Below are 21,347 nucleotides of genomic sequence, written 5' to 3'. Positions count from 1 at the left end.
GAGACATAGCCATGTCGCTACAAAATCGCTTACAAGATCTATTGAAAGAAGGACAAGCGCTGACAGACTTTGAATATGACGAAGCGGCGCGCTACAATTGGCCTTTAGAGGGTGCAAGAATAAAGGAAGAGGCACGCTTTATCGATGTATATTTAGAGCGTGTAGACAAAGAATCCGAGGACATGATTCAATCAGAGGGCGCCTCATTTCTAAACACACCGCTTACATATGTAAAACAACATCAAAAAGAATTCATTTATATCGAATCAAAGTGGTTTGATGTGGTGAGAGTCGATGGATTAGCCATTGAATGGGACGAAGTATTTCAAACGTATACCGTGTTATTCGGCTTCAAACGTCCTAAAAAAGACACTGGCATTCTAAAGGACATGCTGGCTTCATTAAATGGTGCGCAGCTTCAATTTAATGGGCAAGACGGCTTATTCGATGTGAATTTACAGCTTCTTGAGCTTGAGGACATCTATGAAGATATGCCTTTCATTGAAGTCGTCTTAGCCGTGTACCGCTTTTTATTCCGCTTGATCATGCAGCTTGAAATGAATGAATCAAAAAACGGCTCAAATTCCTGAGCCGTTTTTTTGTGATCCATCTATTTTGATGAAGGCGTGACAAACTGTACATCATGCTCTTTTCCATATTGAAGATAGTCTTCACTTGGCTGTTTATTCGTCACGACGACATCAAGATCTTGCAAATGACAAAATGTGGTCAAAGCGTAATGATTAAATTTACTATCATCCACTAATAAAAACGTTTTGGCACTTTTTTCAACAACCGTCTTTTTAATATCCGTTTCAAGCGGGGACGAATTCGTGACGCCGTGATCAATGGATAAACCAGTTGATGCGATAAAGGCTTTATTGACATTGTAAGCTTTCAAACGCTCTACACTTTGATAGCCAACGAAAGAATTCGTTTTTCTCTCAAGCATCCCGCCGGTGGAAAAGATAGTGAGATTCTCATAAGGCATCGCCTGTGTAATAAAATCTACATTATTGGTCACAACAGTCACCTGTTTCTCAGTCAAATAGGGAAGCATCTCAAGTGTTGTTGTACCAGAATCAACAAAAATCATATCCCCATTCTCCACAAAAGCAGCAGCCGTTTGACCAATCAATTGCTTTTTATTCAGCTGACGGGTCTTTCGCTCCTGATATACTACTAATGTTGAATGATTCACAGCCACTCCGCCATATACTTTTTTGAGCTCGCCGGACTCGACCAAAGCTTGTACATCTCGGCGTATCGTGTTTTTTGAAACGCCAAAATGCGCCACAAGCTCATCCAGTGAGGCAGATTCCCGGTCAAACACATACTCTTTGATTTGCTGAATCCGTTTTGTTTTGATCATGCTACATATCTCCAATCCAACCGTATGTCCTTTTTCCATTATACCAAATGGCTTTTCTTTTCCCCATCTCGATAAAAGCGTATGATAGAGAAAAGAACGTAACGGAAAGGACTTTCACTTCTATGAATCAATCAAACAACCCATTTTCAAAGCTTGCGAATTTTAGAGAAGTAGGGGGACTTCACACAACAGATGAAATGGTGATCAGGGAGGGGATGATTTATCGATCCGCAGATTTGTCTCGCCTGACAAAACAAGATATCGAGACATTTTCAACCCTTGGCGTTCAAACCGTTTGCGATCTCCGTACAGCCTCAGAACGCAAATCACATCCGCCAAAAATCAAGGAACCTGACAAAATCGTCCATATCCCCATGCATCCTGACAGTAAGATGCCAAGTAAATGGACCATGTTTCGTATGCTGGTAGCAGAAGGGAAATCTTTCACTTTCACACCGATTATGAAAGATTTATATCAAAGCATGCTCACAGAGCGTAAAGAAGAAATTCAGCAGCTGTTCACTCTGCTTTCAGATAAAAGCAATTACCCGCTGATGCTTCACTGCACAAGCGGTAAGGACCGGACAGGCTTTTTATCTGCCCTCATTCAATTAGCAGCAGGTGTACCGGTATCTGCCGTTTTAAGTGAATACATGCGCTCTAACGAAGGGGTGAAAATGCTTGTCAGAAGGCAGCAGCGATTTGTCCGCTTGATGAGTTTATACCGGGTGTCAAAAAAGCAAATTCAGCCGCTTCTCGGTGTGCAGCAAGATTATCTGGAAGATGTGCTAAACGAGATGATGGAGACATACGGGAGTGCACAGCGGTATTTAATCGAGGCTTGCGACATACCTGAAGCCCAGCTCAAGGAAATGAAAAACATCTTGCTGACACCATCTGCTGGCATTCGATCTCAAAAAGCGGAATAAACTGATGATGAGGTGATGCAAAAAATGGTGAAAAAGATCAGTATGACGTGTCTAACAATAATTTTGATGTTTGTATTCTTATTGATTCCTTCTAGCAGTCTAGCTCGTCCAATGCCAAAAGGGAAGCTTGAAAGCACAAGAGAGATGCGCGCGGTATGGATCGCATCGGTTTATAATTTAGATTGGCCTTCAAAGAAAGGACTGCCTGTCAAAGAGCAGAAAGAAGAGTTTATTCATTTGTTAGATGAGATCAAAGCGATGAATATGAATGCCGTGATCATGCAAATTAAACCGACAGCAGATGCCTTTTATCCTTCGGCATACGGTCCGTGGTCCGAATATTTAACCGGCACGCAAGGGAAAGATCCTGGGTATGACCCGCTTGAGTTCATGATCGAAGAAGCTCATAAACGCGGCCTCGAATTTCACGCTTGGTTTAACCCGTATCGTATCACAATGAATCATACAGACCTCAGCCGTTTATCAGCCGATCACCCAGCAAAAAAGCATCCTGATTGGACCATTGCATACGGAAATCAGCTTTATTACAATCCAGGCATTCCTAAAGCTCAGGAGTTCATTGTCGGCGGTATAGAAGAAGTCGTGAAAAACTACGATATTGATGCAGTGCATATGGATGATTATTTTTACCCGAATAAAATAGCTGGTGTGCCGTTCCCAGATCAAGAAACGTATGAAACATATGGAAAAAAGGCATTTACGCATATAGAGGATTGGCGAAGAGATAATGTGAACCAATTGGTCAAGCAAATCAACGACACCGTGAAGAAAGTAAAGCCGTATGTGAAATTTGGTATTAGCCCATTTGGAGTATGGCGCAACATCCAGGATGACCCAACTGGTTCAAACACGACCGCAGGGATGACCAATTACGATGATTTGTATGCTGATACAAGAGAGTGGATTCAGCAGCACGATATCGATTATGTTACCCCGCAAATTTACTGGAGCATCGGTTTTCAGGCAGCCGCCTATGATGTGCTCACGAAATGGTGGTCAAATGAAGTGAAGGGAGAGCCTGTTCACCTGTACATTGGTCAGGCAACGTATAAAATCAATCAAAACAGTGATCCTGCTTGGTCTGATCCTGAAGAATACTTTCGGCAGATCCAGCTGAACAGACAGTCGCCTCTTGTGCAGGGAAGCATGCACTTTAGCCTAAAAGATATCAACCGTAACCCTTTGAATGTCAAAAATCGATTGATAGAAGACGCCTACCGTAAACCGGCTCTCATTCCAGAAATGCCTTGGCTTCATCAGAAAGCGCCAAAAAAACCAATCATTCAATCTATTAAAAAAACAGCAGATGGTGCGGCTTTACAGATCAAAAATGATCCGCACTCTACCGCATCCTATTATGCGGTCTATCGCTTGACGACGAAAGGAACATATGAATTGCTTCAAACTGTTAGAAAAGAAACCGGCACGCTGACATCTGTCAAAGATCTTTCAGTTCATCAGAATAAGAGTGATACTTACAAAGTAACGGCTCTCAATCGACTACATCACGAAAGCAAGCCTTCTACAAAAAGAGTGAGATAACGAAAAAGCATGAATGAGGATTTTCTTCGTTCATGCTTTTTTTCTATTATTTTTGTTTTAATTTTCTGAATTCACCCAAGCTTGGCATGAAGCAGCCACTTGATTAATAAATATGATAGAAAAGAGCCAAAGGGGGAAATATGATGGATTTTGAATTAACGAAAGAACAGCAAATGATCCGCCAGATGGTCAAAGAATTCGCCAAGGAAGAAATTGCACCACTCGCTCAAACCATTGATGAACAAGCTGTATTCCCAGCCCAAACTTTTCAAAAAATGGGGGAGCTCGGCTTGATGGGCATTCCTTTTCCAGAGAAATACGGAGGCTCAGGAGGAGATACAATCTCATATGCGCTCGCTGTAGAAGAAATCGGAAAACAGTGTGCCAGTACAGGTCTTAGCTATGCCGCGGCCGTTTCCTTAGGCGCAAGCCCGCTTTATTACTTCGGTACAGAGGAACAAAAAATGGATCACCTCGTCCCGCTGGCATCTGGAACAGCACTCGGTTCTTTTGGATTAACGGAGCCAAATGCAGGATCAGATGCTAAAGGGACGAAAACAAAAGCGGTCAAAGACGGACAAGAATATGTGATTAGCGGGGAGAAATGCTGGATCACAAATGCCAATTTTGCCAGAACCATTATCGTCACAGCGGTCACGGATCATGATGAGCACGGCCAGCCGATCATCTCCGCCTTCATTGTAGAAAAAGGGCAAAAAGGACTGACCATTACAAATCCATACGACAAAATGGGGGTGCGCGGTTCAGATACAGCTGAAATCATTTTAGACAACGTACGTGTACCAGCGCATCATATATTAGGAGACCCAGCCAAAGGCTTCAAGCAATTTTTATATACATTAGACGGGGGACGCATATCCATTGCTGCCTTATCAGTTGGCATCGCGCAGGCTGCACTTGATGCCTCACTATCCTATGCTAAGGAAAGGAAGCAATTTGGGCAGACTCTTTCTTCCTTTCAAGCCATTCAGTTTAAGCTGGCAGATATGGCGATGCAAATAGAACTCGCTAGACAAATGGTGTGGAAAGCGGCCTGGCTGAAAGATCATGGCAAGCCATTTACAAAAGAAGCTGCCTACGCCAAGCTTTTCGCTTCAGAAATGGCGACAAAAGCAAGTCTTGATGCTGTCCAAATTCACGGAGGAACAGGCTATATGAAAGAGTGCGGGGTAGAACGGCTTGTGAGAGATGCCAAGCTCATGGAAATCGGAGAAGGCACCTCTGAAATTCAGCGTTTAGTCATCGCAAGACAATTGTTAGCTTAAACCTGTTATGAAAACGCTTACTAATGATGGAGGAGGAAAATCATGATGTCGATTCATCCGCAAACGATTGGCTCCCTATTAAAAGAGAAAAAGGAGCAGCACCCAGCACATGAAGCCATTGTGTATCCAGAACGTTCATTACGTTATTCATACGAAGCGTTTTTTAGCGAGGTCAAAGAAACAGGAAAAGGTCTTATGGCATTAGGCGTTCAAAAAGGAGATCATATCGCCATCATGGCACCCAATGTACCTGAATGGCTCATGCTGCAATTCGCCTGCGCCTCCATTGGAGCCGTTCTTGTCACCGTGAATACGAACTTTCAATCACAAGAACTCGCATACTTACTAAAGCACTCTGATAGCAGCATGCTGTTTATCGTTGATGGGTTTAAAGAGACATCATATGTCAGGATGCTTGAAGACCTCATCCCAGAGCTTCAAACTGCTCATCAGGGCGAAATCACTTCAACAGCATTTCCATATTTAAAAAGTGTCGTCTATATTGGCGAGCGCACGCCAAAGGGCATGCGCAGCTGGGACAGTATTCAAGCTGCTGCCAAAAGAACGGAGGATGATGAATGGGAGAAACGAATGGAGAAGCTGACGCCTGATGACGTCATTAATATGCAATATACGTCAGGGACTACCGGCTACCCAAAAGGCGTCATGCTCAGCCATACAAACATCGTCTGCAATGCCAGTCAAATCGCAGATTGCATGAAGCTCACCCGTGAAGACCGCATGTGTATCCCCGTTCCGTTTTTTCATTGCTTTGGGTCTGTTCTTGGCGTACTTGCTTGTCTCACAAAAGGTGGCACGATCATTCCAATTGAATCTTTCCACCCAGAGCGAGTCCTTCAAACAGTGGAAAAAGAGAAGTGCACGGTTCTTCACGGCGTCCCGACAATGTTCATTGCAGAGCTTGATCATCCGAATTTCCACAAGTACAATCTGTCTTCATTACGCACCGGCATTATGGCAGGATCTCTCTGCCCATCCCATGTGATGAAAGCCGTCATTGAACAAATGGGTCTGAAGGAGCTCACGATTGCCTATGGCCAGACCGAAAGCTCACCTGTCATTACCCAAACGAGAACGGATGATTCATTTGAAAGGCGGGTTCAAACAGTCGGCCAGGCGCTTCCTCACATCGAAGTGAAAATCACCGCCCCAGGTACCCCATATGAAGTACCAAGAGGAGAACAAGGCGAGCTGTGCACGAGAGGCTATCACGTGATGAAAGGCTACTATAAAAATGAAGAAGCCACAAATGAAGTCATTGATGAGGACGGGTGGCTTCATACAGGAGATTTAGCGGAGATGGATGAGGATGGCTATGTGAAAATCACAGGACGGCTGAAAGATATGATCATTAGAGGCGGAGAAAATGTTTATCCAAAAGAGATTGAAGACGTTCTTTACACGCATCCAGCCATTCTTGATGCACAGGTCGTCGGTATTCCTGACGAGACTTACGGAGAAGAAGCCGCCGCATTCATTCGGCTCAAACAAGGTTGCGCGGTGACGATTGAGACATTAACCAGCTACTGTCAGTCACAAATGGCACGCTACAAAATTCCGAAATATTTTTTCATCACAGACGAGTATCCGATGACCGCCTCAGGGAAGATTCAAAAATTTCGTCTGAAAAAACAGGCGCTTGATCTAATAAAGGAGTGAGGGCAGCGATGTTCAAAAAAGTATTGATTGCCAATCGAGGCGAAATTGCTCGTCGAATTATTCGGACTTGTAAAAGGCTCGGGATCAACACCGTGGCTGTTTATTCAGAGGCAGATCAGCATGCGCTTCATGTACAAGAAGCAGACAGCGCCTATCTGATTGGAGGTGCAAAAGTATCTGAAAGCTATTTAAACATGGAAGTGATCATTGAGGTAGCCAAGCAGACAAATACAGACGCCATCCACCCTGGGTATGGCCTTTTATCAGAAAATGCCGCCTTTGCTGAACGGTGCCGCAGCGAAGGAATCGCTTTTATTGGTCCATCTGCACAGGTCATTCAGCGCATGGGGAATAAAATTGAAGCGAGAAAAACGATAGATCATACGGGAATCCCCATTGTACCTGGCGTTTCAGCACCTCTCCATGACGCAGAAGAAGGAGTCAGTAAAGCGCAGTCACTCGGTTATCCGATCATGCTCAAGGCATCCAGCGGAGGCGGAGGTATCGGCATGCAGCTTGTCCGAAATGATGAGGAGCTGCGTAAAGCTTTTGAGGGAAATCAAAAAAGAGCGCAAAGTTTTTTTAACGACGGGACGCTTTATATGGAAAAGGTCATTGAAGACGCGCGGCACATTGAAATCCAGGTCCTCTTTGATTCATTCGGCCACGGGGTTCACTTATTTGAGCGCGACTGTTCACTCCAGAGAAGACACCAGAAAATCATCGAAGAAGCACCAGCTGCCTGTCTCGATGAATCCGTAAGACAAGAGATGGGACGGGTGGCGGTGAAAGCAGCCAAAGCCATCGGTTATGAAAATGCAGGGACAATTGAATGTTTAGTCGATCAAAATCAACAATTTTACTTTCTAGAGATGAACACGAGATTACAAGTAGAGCACCCTGTCACAGAAGAAATTACAGGTATTGATCTTGTCGAGGAGCAACTGAAAATCGCTGCATCAGAGCCGCTTTCCTTCAATCAGGAGGACATTCATCAAATCGGGCATGCCATCGAGGTCAGAATCTATGCGGAGGATCCCGTCACCTTTTATCCGTCACCAGGAACAATCACTCGGCTGTCTATACCAGAAGCTCCCTATATACGCCATGAATCAAGTGTGACAAACGGGAGCGTCATTACCCCATATTACGATCCAATGATTGCGAAGATGGTCGTTTACGGTGATACACGAAAACTTGCAATAGAACGATTAAACGCTGCGTTACAAGCATATGAAATAGAAGGGGTCAAAACCAACTTACCGCTTTTGAGGGAAATGGCTGGATCATCTGCTTTCTTACGTGGCAGCATCACAACCGATTTTCTCATGAAAAAAAGGGAGGGGAACCGTTCATGAAAACGGTCACGATACAAATGGCGGGAAACTTATGGAAGCTTCTTGTGAAACAAGGCGATGAAGTGCAAAAAGGGCAGGAGGTCGCTATCTTGGAATCAATGAAAATGGAGATTCCAATAGTGGCAGAAGAGGCAGGTGTCATCAGCAAAGTGTATAAAGCAGAGGGAGAATTTGTCGATGAAGGGGAGGTTCTTTTAGAGCTGACAGAATAGGAGGGAGCGAGATGGCATTACCAAAACGTGTACTTATTAGGGAGGTCGGCCCGCGGGACGGATTGCAAAATGAATCCACTTGGCTGGACACAAGTGAGAAGCAAAGATGGATTGAACTGCTCACAGCAGCCCGGCTCCCTTATATTGAAGTCACCTCATTTGTTCATCCTAAATGGGTCCCAGCCTTAAAAGATGCCAAAGAATTAGCCCAATCCTTACACAAAAAAGGCGACATCACCTATGCAGCACTCATTCCTAACGAAAAAGGCTTAGCTCACTTTTTTGAAGCAAATCTTGACACAGGCGCTATGTTTATCTCTTCGAGTGAAACGCATAACAAAAAGAATATGAATCAATCCATCCACGAAACACTTCCTGTCATCAAACAAATGACAGCTGATTTAAAAGCAGCCGGAAAACACACACGCGCATATATTTCCACCGTGTTTGGCTGCCCTTATGAACATCAAGTGCCAATGGATCAAGTATTGCGGTTAACGGATATACTGCTCTCTTATGGCATTGATGAAATATCACTCGGCGACACCATTGGAGAAGCCCATCCGCTTCAAGTAGAAAGGCGCTTAGACATTTTACTTGAACGTTTTCCTGCTGATAAAATCGCTCTTCATTTTCATGATACGAAAGGGATGGGTCTTGCCAATATTTATACGGCATTAAAAGCGGGAATCACCACATTTGACGCCTCTAGCGGCGGGCTAGGCGGCTGTCCATATGCGCCTGGCTCTAGCGGAAATGTCGCGACAGAAGATGTAGTGCATATGCTTCAAAAACTAGGAATCGAAACCAATATCGATTTTCCAGCATTGATAAAAGCGGCAGAATGGATCGAAACAAAAGTAAATCGAACCCTGCCTAGTCATTGTTTACGTGCTTTTCACTCTCATACTACTTCATAAAGGATGAATGTGACATGACATCATTGGTCAATTTTACGATACAAGATGAACAGATTGGGATCATGACCTTAAACAGACCAGAACAAGCAAATTCCCTATCTGCTGCGATGCTTGAGGAGATCAATCAACTCATTCAAGAAATCAAACATGATGAAAGCATCCGCTGCCTGCTCATGACAGGAGCTGGTTCTAACGTTTTTTGCGCAGGTGCTGATTTAAAAGAGCGACGATTGATGACAGAAGAAGAAGCAAAAGCGGCAGTTCTGTCAATTCAGCAAACCTTTACAGAAATTGAATCCCTTCCTGTACCTGTTATTGCCGTCATGAATGGACACGCACTTGGCGGAGGACTTGAGCTCGCGCTAGCTTGTGATATTCGCATCGCACGAGCCGGAGCAAGACTCGGTCTGCCAGAAACAGGACTAGCTATCATACCAGGGGCAGGAGGGACGCAGCGGCTTCCGCGTGTCGTCGGACTTGGTAAAGCAAAAGAACTGATTTTTACAGGTGCTTCATTACAAGCTGAAGAAGCCATTCAAATTGGACTAATTGAGCACCTCTCTTTAGCAGATTCCCTTATGAATGACGCCATTTCCCTCGCAAAACAAATCGCCAAAAACGGCCCAATTGCTTTAAAAGAAGCGAAACGAGCGATTCAAATGAGTCTTGATCACGATCTGCGTACAGGTTTGATGAAGGAATACGAAGCCTATGTACGGCTCATTGATACAGAAGATCGAATGGAGGGCCTTCAAGCTTTCCAAGAAAAACGAACGCCTCAATACAGAGGCAACTAGCAAGAAAGGGGAATGGGCATGATTGAAGAATACGAAGTGAAAAAACAGCGGATTGTCAAAGGAGGAGCGGAACGATACCATCAAAAAAACAAAGAAAAAGGAAAATTGTTCGTCCGTGACCGGCTCCAGTTGCTATTAGATCAGGATTCGTTCATTGAGGATGCGATGTTTGCCGAGTGTAAAGATGAGCATTTACCAGCAGATGGTGTTGTCACAGGGACAGGGCGGATGAATGGGCAAACCGTATGCGTTATGGCAAATGATTCTACTGTCAAAGCTGGATCATGGGGCGTCAAAACGGTAGAAAAAATCATTAGAATCCAAGAAACAGCGGAAAAGCTCAACTGCCCGATGCTGTATTTAGTCGACTCTGCGGGTGCAAGAATCACCGATCAAATTGCAATGTTTCCAGGCAGAAGGGGAGCGGGACGCATTTTTTATAACCAGGTGAAGCTGTCTGGACGTATCCCGCAAGTTTGTTTACTATTTGGTCCTTCTGCGGCAGGAGGTGCTTACATTCCTGCTTTTTGTGACATCGTTGTGATGGTCGAAGGGAATGCCTCGATGTATTTAGGCTCTCCGAGAATGGCCGAAATGGTGATTGGAGAAAAAGTAACACTTGAAGAAATGGGCGGAGCAAACATGCACTGCAGCATATCAGGATGTGGTGATATTTTAGCCAAAACCGAGGAAGAAGCGATTCAAATCGCTCGCGACTATTTAACCTACATGCCTGCCAACTATACAGAGAAACCAAAACCGGCAGCCGCAAAAGCACCTAAAGCATCTGAGATGACCATCCAAGGCCTTATTCCTAAAGGGCAAAATACCCCTTTTGATATGTATCAGCTCATTGATTTACTCATTGATGAAGGATCATTTTTTGAAATCAAAAAACTGTTTGCCGCAGAGCTCATCACAGGCTTTGGCCGAATGAACGGGCAGCCTGTCGGTCTTATTGCTAACCAGCCGAGGGTAAAAGGCGGGGTGCTGTTCCATGACTCAGCTGATAAAGCCGCTAAGTTTATTCAGCTATGTGACGCCTTTCATATCCCGCTCCTTTTCCTTGCGGATATACCGGGATTTATGATCGGAACAAAAGTGGAACAAGCTGGTATTATCAGACACGGGGCGAAAATGATCTCCGCTATGTCAGAGGCAACCGTTCCGAAAATATCAGTCATTGTGCGTAAAGCATACGGTGCAGGTTTATATGCAATGGCAGGACCAGCGTTTGAACCAGACTGCTGTCTCGCTCTTCCATCGGCACAAATTGCTGTCATGGGGCCAGAAGCGGCTGTAAATGCTGTCTATGCAAATAAGATTACTGAATTGCCTGTTGAAGAGAGAGCTGCATTTATCCATGAGAAACGCAAGGAATATCAAGAAGATATGAATATATATGAGCTTGCTTCTGAAATGATTGTCGACGGCGTCATCCCGTTCGACCACTTGCGAGACGAGCTTTGTCATCGCTTCCAAGCCTATTCCTCAAAAGAGATGACATTTACAAGACGAAAACATCCGGTCTATCCGGTCTAAAGGGGGCATCCTCATGATGAACCTGAAACCAGCATGGATACCGGAAGAGCAAATGATCAAACAGACACGTCTTTACAAATGGATGCACTCACTTGGTTTTTCTACTTATGATGCATTCTATAAAGCTAGTATCGAGCGTACCGATTGGTTTTGGAGAGAAGCTGAAAAGGCGGTCGGTATCAAGTGGAAGATGCCGTACGAAGCCGCATTAGGTCAAGATTCACTCATGTGGCCGAACTGGTATAAAGGCGGTCAACTCAACATAACCGAAACGGCCGTGGACAAATGGGCAGAGAACGAAGAAGCGCAGCATCAGCCAGCCGTGATTTGGAAAAACGAGATGGGCGAAGAGAGGAAATGGACGTATCTCGATCTTCAGGAAAAGGTGAATCGCCTCGCTGCTGGCTTTTTGAAGAATGGGCTTCAAAAAGGAGATGTGGCAGTCATTTATATGCCGATGCTTCCTGAAACGGTCGCTGTCATGCTAGCCTTTGCGAAAATTGGCGTTATCTTTAGCCCCGTCTTCTCCGGGTATGGAAGCGAGCCTCTTGCCGTACGTATTCGTGCGTCAGGTGCAGCCATTGTCGTCACAGGCTCAGGCATGACGCGCCGCGGGAAGAAGATCAATATGCGGGAATGTGCAGCAGAAGCCATAGGCAAAACCACGACCGTCAAAACCGTCATTGTACACACCTCCTCTGATACTGAATATGAAGGAGATATCAGGCTAAATGATTTGTTAAAAGAAGAGCCGATAAGTGAAACGACCTATCTCTCAAATGAAGAGCCTCTCATGATCTTATACACTTCTGGAACGACTGGTACGCCAAAAGGAGCAGTCCATACACACGCAGGATTCCCTGTAAAAGCCGCTTTTGATGCCGGTCTTTGTATGGACGTCGCAAAAGGAGACCGCTTGTTTTGGCTCACAGACATGGGCTGGATGATGGGGCCATTTCTCGTCTTTGGGGGCTTGATCAATGGAGCTGCGATTGTTTTATATGACGGCGCACCCGATTATCCAGATGAACAGCACCTCTGGTCATTCATTCACGAGCAAAAGGTCACCCACTTTGGGCTTTCTCCTACGTTTGTTCGATCTGCGATGCAGCAAAATCTTGCAGGTATAAAGTTGCCGCATGTCAAAGCCATCATTTCTACAGGTGAGCCGTGGAATGAAGCACCATGGCAATGGCTTTTTGACAAAATTGGTCATAAGCATATTCCAATTCTAAACTATTCGGGAGGAACAGAAGTCTCAGGCGGAATTGTAGGAAGTACGCTGCTTCGCCCAATTAAGCCAGTCCTTTTTAATGCGGCGATTTTAGGAATGGCAGCTGATGTATATAATGAAGCAGGTCAGAGCGTCATAAATGAAGTAGGAGAGCTCGTTGTGAAAAAGCCATGGGTTGGCATGACATGTGGGTTTTGGAAAGATCCTAAGCGTTATGAAGATACGTATTTCAAACGATTTGATGGGGTATGGACACATGGGGATTGGGTGGTGCAATCAGAGAATGGCACGTTTCATATCACTGGCAGATCAGATGATGTCATTAATACAGCAGGAAAACGAGTCGGTCCAGCAGAAATTGAATCCATTCTTGTCGGACACCCAGCTGTACACGAGGCAGCAGTGATTGGGGTAAAGGATGAGGTGAAGGGGGAGGCACTCGTGTGCTTCATCGTGACCAGCCCGCAGTCTTGTGACGAAACAAAACTGATTCAAGAGCTCAAATCACATGTTGGTTCACATGCAGGAAAAGCGCTCACGCCAAAGGAAATTCATCTTATTTCAGCTTTACCGAAAACAAGAAACGGAAAAATCGTCCGGCGTTTATTAAAAGGAGCTTATGAACAGCAGCCTTCACCAGATCTTTCTTCTTTAGACAATCCTCATGTGTACAAAAGCATTTGCGAGTACTTGAAACGGAAACAGAACAGCATGTAAACAAGCCCTTGCATCGGTGTTCAGGTCTGCGTGCCGGTACTCGTTCTTCCTAGGGCTGCAAAGATTTTCTATCACACTGAAAAAAGACAGGAGAGTGTCCTGTCTTTTTCTATTGCACATGAAAATTCGTGCCATCTGTTGTTTCTTTGACAATCCCTGCCCGAACGACAAAATCACCGAAATGTTCTTGGTCTTCTCGTTCTTTTGCATAGCGGGGGAGAAGAGAGCCAAGCTCGTTTAAAATCTCTTCCTCACCAACATTTTCACGGTACAGCTTACTTAATCTGCTGCCATCAAACGCAGCGCCAAGATACATGTTGTATTTGCCAGGTGATTTCCCGATAAAGCCAATTTCACCTAGAGCATGACGGGCACATCCATTTGGACAACCAGTCATACGAATCGTGATTTCTTTATCACTTAAGCCGTTTTCTTCGACAATCTCTTCAATTTTGTCAATCAAGCGTGGGAGGTAGCGTTCTGCTTCTGCCATCGCTAAGCCGCATGTTGGAAGAGAAACACAGGCCATTGAACTGCGGCGGAGTGCAGAGTGCTGCTGACCATCTGATAAGCCGAACTCCTGAATGAGCTGCTCGATTTGTTTCTTTTTATGAGAAGTGACATTTCCAATGATCAAATTTTGATTCGCTGTTAAGCGGAAGTCACCTGAATGAATCTTTGCGATTTCACGAATACCTGTCATCAGCTGATAATCATCATAATCTATGATGCGTCCGCCTTCTACAAACATCGTATAATGCCATCTGCCATTGATGCCTTTTACCCAGCCATAGCGGTCACCGTTATGATCAAAGTGATAACCTCTTGCGTCTAAAAGGGCAAACCCGAGGCGGCGTTCCAGCTCTTCTTTTACATTCTCAAGACCAAGGCGGTCCACTGTATATTTAAAACGGGCATTTTTTCGCACCGAACGGTTTCCATAGTCACGCTGAATGGTAATCACTTGTTTCGCAATCTCTACAACTTGTTCCGGTGTACAAAAGCCAATCACTTTTGCAAGCTGAGGATAGGTCGCTGTATCACCATGAGTCATGCCCATTCCGCCGCCAATTGCGACATTAAAGCCGATCAATTGCTCATTTTCGATGATCGCAATGAAGCCTAAATCCTGCGAAAAGACATCAATATCATTAGCAGGAGGGACCGCCACACCAATTTTGAATTTCCTTGGTAAATAAAGCGGGCCATACATCGGTTCAACTTCCGTATCTGGCGTTGCTGCAACCTTTTCCTCATCAAGCCAAATTTCGTGATACGCCCTTGTTTGCGGGAGCAGGTCATCACTTAATTTTTTCGCCAGCTCGTAGACATCATGGTGCACTTCTGATTGATAGGGGTTTGATGTACACATGACATTCCGGTTCACGTCGCCGCAAGCAGCAATTGTATCAAGCATAGTAGAATGAATGTCTTGTATGGTTTTTTTCATGTTCCATTTTAAAATACCGTGAAGCTGAAAAGTTTCACGAGTAGTCAGCTTTAACGTACCGTTTCCGTATGTGTGAGCAAGCTCATCCATCACAAGCCACTGCTTAGATGTGGCGATTCCGCCAGGCAGGCGTACGCGCAGCATAAATTGATAGGCTGGCTCAAGTTTTTGTTTCTGCCGTTCATTTCTGAGGTCTCGATCATCCTGTAAATAGCTGCCGTGATGCTTCATCAGGCGATTGTCATCATCAGGAATTCCCGCTGAAATCGGATCAAGCATTACTTCTTTTAACGTACCCCGTAAATAATCACTTTTTTCTTTGATTTCTTCTACGTCGCTCGGAGGTCCATCCGGCGCTGTTAATGCTGTCTTCACCATGTAAGTAAAAGCTCCTTTCTTTCAAGCATCAAGTCCATTAATATACGTCGCGCTGATAGCGTTTTTGCTGCTGCAAGTTAGCTAGATAGCTTTCTGCTTTCTCTTTGCTCATCGCTCCTTCTTCTTGGATAATCGATAGAAGGGTATGATGAACATCATGCGCCATATGCTTTTCATCTCCGCAAACATATACATAGGCACCTTGCTCCAGCCATTCGAATAATTCTTTACTTTGCTTCTTCATTTGATGCTGAACATATACTTTTTCCTCTGAATCTCTTGAAAAGGCCACATCCATTTTCGTTAAGACGCCATCTTTTAACCACTTTTGCCATTCGGTTTGATATAAGAAGTCCGTCACAAAGTGCTGATCGCCGAAGAATAACCACGATTTTCCGCTTGCACCGATTTCTTCTCGTTCCTGCATAAACGAACGGAAAGGGGCGATACCTGTACCTGGTCCCACCATAATGATCGGTGCATCAGGGTTTTCAGGAAGCTTAAAGTTTTGATTGTGCTGAATATAAACAGGCAGCGTATCACCTGGTTCTAAGCGCTCTGCGCATAGAATGGAGCAGACACCTTGACGTTCTCTCCCGTGCGCATCATATCTCACAGCACCGATCGTCAAGTGAACTTCTTCTTCATTCGCTTTCAGACTGCTTGCAATCGAATAAAGGCGGGCAGGAATTTTTCTTAAAATCGCAGTAAAGTCTGCGGCTGTTCCTTCAAAAGGACCGAAGTCGCGTGCAGCATCGACTAAATCTCTTCCTGCTAAATACGCTTTTAACTTTTCTTCATTTCCTTCTTCAAAAAGGGCATGGAGTGCTTCATTTTTCGTCAAGTCCGCCAACTTTTGAAGAAGGGGTTTTGTTAATACTGTAATCTCAAAATGTGAGGTAAGTGCTTCTTTTAAAGGAAGAGTGTCACCGTTTTTATGAACAGTTACGGCTTCTTCCACGCTCCATCCACATGTCGTGATCAGTTCATCAACAAGCGCAGGATCATTTGTTGGATAAATTCCAAGGCTGTCACCTGGTTCATAAACAAGTCCTGATCCTTCTAGTGAAAGCTCCAAATGGCGGGTCTCTTTGTTAGAGCCGCGGCCATTTAGATTGATATTTTCAAGAACTTCCGCATAAAAAGGATTCGTTCTTGAGTATTCAGAAGCTGCTGTTTGGCTGTATGCTCCTGCTGAATCTTGCGGGAATGCTGCGGCTTCTCCTTCGCTAAGTGACGATGCCACCCCTTGAAGCCATTCAGAAAACGGCTCATCATAATCAAGGTCACAATCCACTCGATCTGTCAGGCGCGTTCCGCCAAGTTCTTTGAAGCGCTCATCAAATTCTTTTCCAGTCTGACAGAAGAATTCGTAGGAGCTGTCGCCTAGCGAAAGAACAGAAAAGTTTAAATGATCAAGCTTTGGCGCACGTCTACCATGGACATATTCATGGAAAGAAAGGGCATTATCAGGCGGATCTCCCTCGCCATGTGTGCTGACGATCATCAGTAAATTGTGTATTTTTTTCAGATTATTTGGTTTAAAATCTGACATAGAAGAGAGCGTCACTTGAAAACCTTTCTCCTCAAGATGCTGCGCTGTCTTTTTCGCTAATCCTTCAGAATTGCCTGTTTGTGAGCCATAAAGGACGGTCACATCTTTACTGACAGGCTGCGCAGGTGCTGCGGCAGAAGGAGAAGGGGCTAGAGTAGCTGTTTCTGATCCGGCTAGAGCTGCTTGTGCTGATAAATAACCGGTAAGCCAAATTTTTTGTTGATCTGTTAAAGTCGGAAGCAGCTGATTGAGCAAGTCTGCCTGCTGCTGACTAAACGGACTGTTTAATACATGAAGTTGCAACGATATCCACCTCACAAGGAATATAAACATAGATTAATTCGATAGGAATTATATATATAGGTTCAATTTGAACTTTACCGAAAGTTTGCCATTAAGTAAAATATATAATATTGATTGTCATGATTAAGATTTCTAATACCTTTACAAGATGAATGAGCTTGAGGGTAAATTATCTTAAATGTATAAAGTATCTTAAGAAAATGCGCTGTAATATAAGCCGCTTTGATCTAAGAATGCTAGACTTGAAGAAGCATTGAAGGGGCGTATAAAGTTGATGCAATTTAAATTTAAAAAAATAATAAGTGTTCGATTTGTCATCGTGATTTTTTTCATTTTATTAGGAGGGTGCCACTCTACAACAAAGGACAATATAAAGAATCCACACAATCAAAATAAAATAGCAACGCCTTTTTCAAAAAAAGGCATAGTGCTATATAAAGGGGAGACTGGTTTACTTCTTATTAACAATAAAACTCCTATAAAACGCGATTATTCATTAGATACTCCTCTTCTTGTCGATAAATATAAACACGATCTCATCATAATGGATTTAACGAAAGTTGATACTAAAGAGCTGTCACAGGGGCAAACGATTGAGATTTGGTTTGATGAGTTACAAGAATCGTTTCCTCCAAAAGCAACAGTCGAAAAATACAACATCCTTATGGATAAGAATAAATAAGGGAGTAGTAAGCAGTTCTTAAAATTCGAAATGGGTTCTTATTAATTAAATAAAAAGGGGAGAAAAACCCTAGAGTTTTTCTCCCTTCTCAATTTATGCCGTTGGAAGTCCCATCACAGCTTTCACTTCTAAATATTCCTCGATGCCGAAGTCTCCCCATTCTCTTCCGATACCTGATTGCTTAAAACCGCCAAATGGGGCAAAGTAATCTGTTTCGGCATTGTTAATGGTGATTTGGCCAGCGCGAATATGTTCAGCGACATATTTTAATGTTTTTTCATCTTTTCCAACAACATACCCGGCAAGACCATACACTGTATCATTGGCGATCTCAAGGGCATGATCGAGATTCTGATACGTGATGACACTCATGACTGGTCCAAAGATTTCTTCTTGTGCAATGGTCATGTCATTTTTCACATTGGTGAAAATGGTATGCTTGGCGAAATATCCTTTATCGATTCCGTCTGGCTTTCCAGTTCCCCCAGCAAGAAGGGTAGCACCTTCTTCGATTCCTTTTTCAATATAAGATTGCACGGTATCCCATTGTTTTTTAGATACAAGCGGGCCTGTAGCATGATCTTCTCTTGGATCACCAACTGTAAACTTCGGCAGGGCATTCAGCAGCGCTTTTTCAAACTTGTCTTTCATTGATTCTGGAACAAGCACACGCGTAGCTGCAGAACACACTTGCCCTGTATTCATCGCAATATGCTGAATGGCAGTTTCAGCAGCCACATCCACATCTGCATCATCTAAGACGATAAGAGGGGATTTCCCGCCAAGCTCAAGAGCCACTTTCTTCACATTGTCCGCTGCGTTTTCCATAATTTTAGAGCCAACAGCACCTGATCCAGTAAATGAAACAAAGTCAATATCAGGATGTGAGCTAATGCCGTCACCAATCACGTCACCCGTTCCGTTTACTAAGTTGAAGACTCCTTTTGGTACACCAGCTTCATCAATAATTTCTGCAAGAATCATCGCAGCAAAAGGTGTAATTTCCGCTGGCTTTAAGACAACTGGTGAGCCTGCCGCAATAGCACCTGCGATTTTAAGAGATGTTTGATTCGTCGGGAAGTTCCACGGTGTAATCAATCCACTGACACCTATCGCTTCTTTTATAATGGTATGTCCGCCGCGGTCCTCGGTAAATGTATAAGATTTAAGTGCTTCCGCTGCTTTAGAAAAATGTTCATAGCCCATTTTGTAATGAACTTCTTCTGATACTTTTAGCGGTGCACCGAGCTCTTGTGTCATCACTTCTACAAGTTCATCCTTGCGTTTTTCGTAGCCGCGCACAATGTTTTCCAGCATCTTCACTCGTTCATTTCGAGATGTTTTTGAGAAAGAAGGGAAGGCGGCACGAGCTGCTTTCACTGCCTTATCTAAATCTTCTTTTGTTCCTAAGCTAATGGTGCCAATGACTTCCTCTGTCGCAGGGTTGATGACCTCCGTCGTTTCGTTTCCTGTTGATGCAACCCATTCACCGTTAATAAAATGTTTCTCTTGATTTCTCATTCTGACATGTCTCCTTTTTGTATGTGATTCATTCAATATTCTGTTTTCAGCTGATATAAAACTGTACCCACTGTGAAAAATCTAAAACGAACAAACTGCAAAAGAAAAAGATTCTGATATAATACGCAAAGTGGGACATATGTCCTTTTCAACCGGCAGGCATGTATCATTTAATGAAACTAGACTGAAAAAAGAAGGAGCTTTTGAACGAATGAAAGGTGTTATTTTCGCTTTATTAGGAGGCGCTTGTATTACACTACAAGGCGTAGCCAACGCAAGAATTAGCCAGGATATCGGTACATGGCAGGCAGCCACCATCACGCAGCTGACCGGCTTTATCATCTCGCTCGTCATTTTACTCATCGTACGAGACGGACACTTCAGGGAATATCGAAAGGTGCAGCCACTTTATTTAATAGGCGGCGCATTTGCAGCGATTATTATTTTTAATGAAGTCACCGCGATTCAAATCATCGGTGTGACACTCACTATCGCAGCGTTACTCATTGCACAGCTTGCTTTTACCTTTGCAATTGATGCAAAAGGATGGTTTGGTGTACAGAAGAAGAAAATGAAATGGCCACATTACGCAGGAATTTTATTGATGGTCACAGGTGTGATCATTTTAAAACTATAAAGGAGGGCGTCAGATGGAGGAGCTTCAAGATGAATCTCTTTTTGCCTCATATATGAAAGCACATCAATTAGAAAGTGTCTTTCATCAAAAGCTCATATCACACGTAAGTTTGTGGCGCTATGAGCAAGGGGAGCTCGTTTGTTCAAAAGGGGATAAGAGGGAGTACCTGTACTTGTTAGTGAAAGGAAAATTAAAGATTTTCACGACAACAAAAGAAGGGAAAACCTTTATTCTTAGCTTTAAACATCCCCTTGAAGCGATTGGAGATATTGAATACGTTCAGCAGACTGACATGGTCAATACAGTCGAAGCTGTCACAGAAGTACATATGTTAAGAGTTTCTCATCAAGCGCTCATACGCCATGCGAAGGATGACCCACACGTGTTAACCTTTCTGCTAAAAGGCATCACAAACAAATTTTATACAAAATCAAACGATTTGAGTTTCCACCTGTTATATCCTGTGGAGGTCAGGCTTGCAAGCTACCTATTGTCTGTTATCACAGATGACGACAGCGCGAGCGCCCTTCGTCTCACTGATGCGGCAAGCTTAATCGGTACGAGCTACCGTCATATTAACCGAGTCATTCAGCAATTCAGTGAAAAAGGATTGATAGAAAGGCAGAGAGGAAAGATTACGATTTGTGACCGCAAAGGGCTCCTAGAAATAGCAGAGCACAACATTTATGAATAGAAGAAATGAAGGGATTTATATATGATCATAGGAATAGTATTAGCCATCACGGCTGGCGCACTCGTCAGCTTACAAACCATTTTTAACAGTAAGGTCAATGAGCAGACAGGCTCTTGGTCAACGACAACCCTCGTTCTTGGAATGGGCTTTATTGCTTCTCTCCTGATGGGGCTCTTACTAGAGGGGACTGGCATGTTTCGATTAAGACATATGGAAGCCTGGTACTGGATCAGCGGGGCCATTGGGGTAGGAGTGGTCATTTGTCTTGTTCAGAGTATCAAACGTCTTGGACCGACTTATGGCATCTCGATTGTCCTCACGTCACAGCTGGGCTGCGCGCTTTTGTTTGATTCGCTTGGCTGGCTTGGGTTAGAAAAAGTAGAATTCTCTTTGACAAAACTATTAGGTGTTATTGTGATTGTAGCTGGGATCTTGGTGTTTAAATTGACCAAATTGGAGTCGGCAGAAACAGATCAATCGCAAGAAAAAGGGCTGCCACAAGAGTAGCTGCCCTACT

Annotated in this window: 19 protein-coding genes; 15 read left to right on the top strand and 4 right to left on the bottom strand. The window is 43.9% G+C overall.

Features of this window, described 5'->3' with window-relative positions:
- Positions 1 to 11: 11 nt before the first annotated feature.
- Positions 12 to 590: a branched-chain amino acid aminotransferase gene (locus MHI33_RS10655; RefSeq protein WP_268454884.1), complete on the top strand. Its 579-nt coding sequence runs from the start codon at positions 12 to 14 to the stop codon at positions 588 to 590.
- Between the two features lie 20 nt (positions 591 to 610).
- Here MHI33_RS10655 and MHI33_RS10650 read toward each other — a convergent pair whose 3' ends face one another.
- Positions 611 to 1,372: a DeoR/GlpR family DNA-binding transcription regulator gene (locus MHI33_RS10650; protein WP_268454883.1), complete on the bottom strand. Its 762-nt coding sequence runs from the start codon at positions 1,370 to 1,372 to the stop codon at positions 611 to 613.
- A gap of 122 nt (positions 1,373 to 1,494) precedes the next feature.
- On the opposite strand from MHI33_RS10650, the gene MHI33_RS10645 reads away from it, so the two are divergent.
- The 10 genes from MHI33_RS10645 (at position 1,495) to MHI33_RS10600 (ending at position 13,610) form a co-directional block, all read left to right on the top strand.
- On the top strand, positions 1,495 to 2,301 hold the full coding sequence (locus MHI33_RS10645; RefSeq protein WP_340911085.1) for a tyrosine-protein phosphatase: 807 nt from the start codon (positions 1,495 to 1,497) through the stop codon (positions 2,299 to 2,301).
- A gap of 24 nt (positions 2,302 to 2,325) precedes the next feature.
- Complete coding sequence (locus MHI33_RS10640; RefSeq protein ID WP_268454880.1) at positions 2,326 to 3,864, top strand: glycoside hydrolase family 10 protein; 1,539 nt, start codon at positions 2,326 to 2,328, stop codon at positions 3,862 to 3,864.
- 143 nt (positions 3,865 to 4,007) lie between these two features.
- Positions 4,008 to 5,150, top strand: a complete 1,143-nt coding sequence (locus tag MHI33_RS10635) for an acyl-CoA dehydrogenase family protein (RefSeq protein ID WP_044141333.1) — start codon at positions 4,008 to 4,010, stop codon at positions 5,148 to 5,150.
- Positions 5,151 to 5,192: 42 nt separating this feature from the next.
- Complete coding sequence (locus MHI33_RS10630; RefSeq protein ID WP_340911078.1) at positions 5,193 to 6,830, top strand: AMP-binding protein; 1,638 nt, start codon at positions 5,193 to 5,195, stop codon at positions 6,828 to 6,830.
- An 8-nt stretch (positions 6,831 to 6,838) separates the two neighbouring features.
- On the top strand, positions 6,839 to 8,188 hold the full coding sequence (locus MHI33_RS10625) for an acetyl-CoA carboxylase biotin carboxylase subunit (protein ID WP_340911075.1): 1,350 nt from the start codon (positions 6,839 to 6,841) through the stop codon (positions 8,186 to 8,188).
- Positions 8,185 to 8,400: an acetyl-CoA carboxylase biotin carboxyl carrier protein subunit gene (locus MHI33_RS10620; protein ID WP_034322699.1), complete on the top strand. Its 216-nt coding sequence runs from the start codon at positions 8,185 to 8,187 to the stop codon at positions 8,398 to 8,400. The genes MHI33_RS10625 and MHI33_RS10620 overlap by 4 nt, the downstream gene beginning before the upstream one ends.
- An 11-nt stretch (positions 8,401 to 8,411) precedes the next feature.
- A complete protein-coding gene (locus tag MHI33_RS10615; RefSeq protein WP_106065391.1) occupies positions 8,412 to 9,320 on the top strand; it encodes a hydroxymethylglutaryl-CoA lyase in 909 nt (302 codons plus the stop codon).
- A gap of 14 nt (positions 9,321 to 9,334) precedes the next feature.
- Positions 9,335 to 10,117 (top strand): enoyl-CoA hydratase, encoded by a 783-nt coding sequence (locus tag MHI33_RS10610; RefSeq protein ID WP_111913530.1) that lies wholly within the window; start codon positions 9,335 to 9,337, stop codon positions 10,115 to 10,117.
- Between the two features lie 18 nt (positions 10,118 to 10,135).
- Complete coding sequence (locus tag MHI33_RS10605) at positions 10,136 to 11,659, top strand: acyl-CoA carboxylase subunit beta (RefSeq protein WP_080773012.1); 1,524 nt, start codon at positions 10,136 to 10,138, stop codon at positions 11,657 to 11,659.
- Positions 11,660 to 11,672: 13 nt separating this feature from the next.
- Positions 11,673 to 13,610, top strand: coding sequence for an AMP-binding protein (locus MHI33_RS10600; RefSeq protein WP_340911065.1), 1,938 nt, complete (start codon positions 11,673 to 11,675; stop codon positions 13,608 to 13,610).
- A gap of 109 nt (positions 13,611 to 13,719) precedes the next feature.
- Here the strand turns inward: MHI33_RS10600 and cysI are convergent, their stop codons facing one another.
- Entirely contained in the window at positions 13,720 to 15,438 is a 1,719-nt protein-coding gene (gene cysI / locus MHI33_RS10595) for an assimilatory sulfite reductase (NADPH) hemoprotein subunit (RefSeq protein WP_340911062.1), read from the bottom strand.
- 37 nt (positions 15,439 to 15,475) lie between these two features.
- The gene (locus MHI33_RS10590; RefSeq protein WP_283923753.1) at positions 15,476 to 17,296 is read right to left on the bottom strand and encodes an assimilatory sulfite reductase (NADPH) flavoprotein subunit; all 1,821 of its coding nucleotides are present in this window, start codon (positions 17,294 to 17,296) and stop codon (positions 15,476 to 15,478) included.
- Positions 17,297 to 17,570: 274 nt separating this feature from the next.
- Between MHI33_RS10590 and MHI33_RS10585 the strand changes: the two genes are divergently transcribed.
- Positions 17,571 to 17,978, top strand: coding sequence for a DUF3221 domain-containing protein (locus MHI33_RS10585; protein ID WP_223252893.1), 408 nt, complete (start codon positions 17,571 to 17,573; stop codon positions 17,976 to 17,978).
- Between the two features lie 93 nt (positions 17,979 to 18,071).
- On the opposite strand, the gene MHI33_RS10580 is transcribed toward MHI33_RS10585, so the two are convergent.
- Entirely contained in the window at positions 18,072 to 19,499 is a 1,428-nt protein-coding gene (locus MHI33_RS10580; protein WP_283923752.1) for an aldehyde dehydrogenase family protein, read from the bottom strand.
- Positions 19,500 to 19,710: 211 nt separating this feature from the next.
- On the opposite strand from MHI33_RS10580, the gene MHI33_RS10575 reads away from it, so the two are divergent.
- From MHI33_RS10575 to MHI33_RS10565, 3 genes are read left to right on the top strand one after another with little or no spacing between them, the layout of a single operon-like run.
- The gene (locus MHI33_RS10575; protein WP_012010174.1) at positions 19,711 to 20,136 is read left to right on the top strand and encodes a DMT family transporter; all 426 of its coding nucleotides are present in this window, start codon (positions 19,711 to 19,713) and stop codon (positions 20,134 to 20,136) included.
- 13 nt (positions 20,137 to 20,149) lie between these two features.
- On the top strand, positions 20,150 to 20,830 hold the full coding sequence (locus tag MHI33_RS10570) for a Crp/Fnr family transcriptional regulator (RefSeq protein ID WP_283923751.1): 681 nt from the start codon (positions 20,150 to 20,152) through the stop codon (positions 20,828 to 20,830).
- A gap of 21 nt (positions 20,831 to 20,851) precedes the next feature.
- Positions 20,852 to 21,337 (top strand): DMT family transporter, encoded by a 486-nt coding sequence (locus tag MHI33_RS10565; protein ID WP_044141344.1) that lies wholly within the window; start codon positions 20,852 to 20,854, stop codon positions 21,335 to 21,337.
- Positions 21,338 to 21,347 lie beyond the last annotated feature (10 nt).

The organism is Bacillus sp. FSL K6-2971 (assembly GCF_038006405.1).
Classification (GTDB): Bacteria; Bacillota; Bacilli; order Bacillales; family Bacillaceae; genus Bacillus; species Bacillus pumilus.
The sequence above is the reverse complement of the archived record's forward strand: the minus strand, read 5'-3'. Positions and strand labels throughout refer to the sequence as shown.

What these genes read in the sequence shown, in the direction of transcription:
- MHI33_RS10655 (WP_268454884.1), top strand. Translation starts at nt 12, where the DNA reads ATGTCGCTACAAAATCGCTTACAAGATCTATTGAAAGAAGGACAAGCG.
- MHI33_RS10650 (WP_268454883.1), bottom strand. Translation starts at nt 1,372, where the DNA reads ATGATCAAAACAAAACGGATTCAGCAAATCAAAGAGTATGTGTTTGAC.
- MHI33_RS10645 (WP_340911085.1), top strand. Translation starts at nt 1,495, where the DNA reads ATGAATCAATCAAACAACCCATTTTCAAAGCTTGCGAATTTTAGAGAA.
- MHI33_RS10640 (WP_268454880.1), top strand. Translation starts at nt 2,326, where the DNA reads ATGGTGAAAAAGATCAGTATGACGTGTCTAACAATAATTTTGATGTTT.
- MHI33_RS10635 (WP_044141333.1), top strand. Translation starts at nt 4,008, where the DNA reads ATGGATTTTGAATTAACGAAAGAACAGCAAATGATCCGCCAGATGGTC.
- MHI33_RS10630 (WP_340911078.1), top strand. Translation starts at nt 5,193, where the DNA reads ATGATGTCGATTCATCCGCAAACGATTGGCTCCCTATTAAAAGAGAAA.
- MHI33_RS10625 (WP_340911075.1), top strand. Translation starts at nt 6,839, where the DNA reads ATGTTCAAAAAAGTATTGATTGCCAATCGAGGCGAAATTGCTCGTCGA.
- MHI33_RS10620 (WP_034322699.1), top strand. Translation starts at nt 8,185, where the DNA reads ATGAAAACGGTCACGATACAAATGGCGGGAAACTTATGGAAGCTTCTT.
- MHI33_RS10615 (WP_106065391.1), top strand. Translation starts at nt 8,412, where the DNA reads ATGGCATTACCAAAACGTGTACTTATTAGGGAGGTCGGCCCGCGGGAC.
- MHI33_RS10610 (WP_111913530.1), top strand. Translation starts at nt 9,335, where the DNA reads ATGACATCATTGGTCAATTTTACGATACAAGATGAACAGATTGGGATC.
- MHI33_RS10605 (WP_080773012.1), top strand. Translation starts at nt 10,136, where the DNA reads ATGATTGAAGAATACGAAGTGAAAAAACAGCGGATTGTCAAAGGAGGA.
- MHI33_RS10600 (WP_340911065.1), top strand. Translation starts at nt 11,673, where the DNA reads ATGATGAACCTGAAACCAGCATGGATACCGGAAGAGCAAATGATCAAA.
- cysI (WP_340911062.1), bottom strand. Translation starts at nt 15,438, where the DNA reads ATGGTGAAGACAGCATTAACAGCGCCGGATGGACCTCCGAGCGACGTA.
- MHI33_RS10585 (WP_223252893.1), top strand. Translation starts at nt 17,571, where the DNA reads ATGCAATTTAAATTTAAAAAAATAATAAGTGTTCGATTTGTCATCGTG.
- MHI33_RS10580 (WP_283923752.1), bottom strand. Translation starts at nt 19,499, where the DNA reads ATGAGAAATCAAGAGAAACATTTTATTAACGGTGAATGGGTTGCATCA.
- MHI33_RS10575 (WP_012010174.1), top strand. Translation starts at nt 19,711, where the DNA reads ATGAAAGGTGTTATTTTCGCTTTATTAGGAGGCGCTTGTATTACACTA.
- MHI33_RS10570 (WP_283923751.1), top strand. Translation starts at nt 20,150, where the DNA reads ATGGAGGAGCTTCAAGATGAATCTCTTTTTGCCTCATATATGAAAGCA.
- MHI33_RS10565 (WP_044141344.1), top strand. Translation starts at nt 20,852, where the DNA reads ATGATCATAGGAATAGTATTAGCCATCACGGCTGGCGCACTCGTCAGC.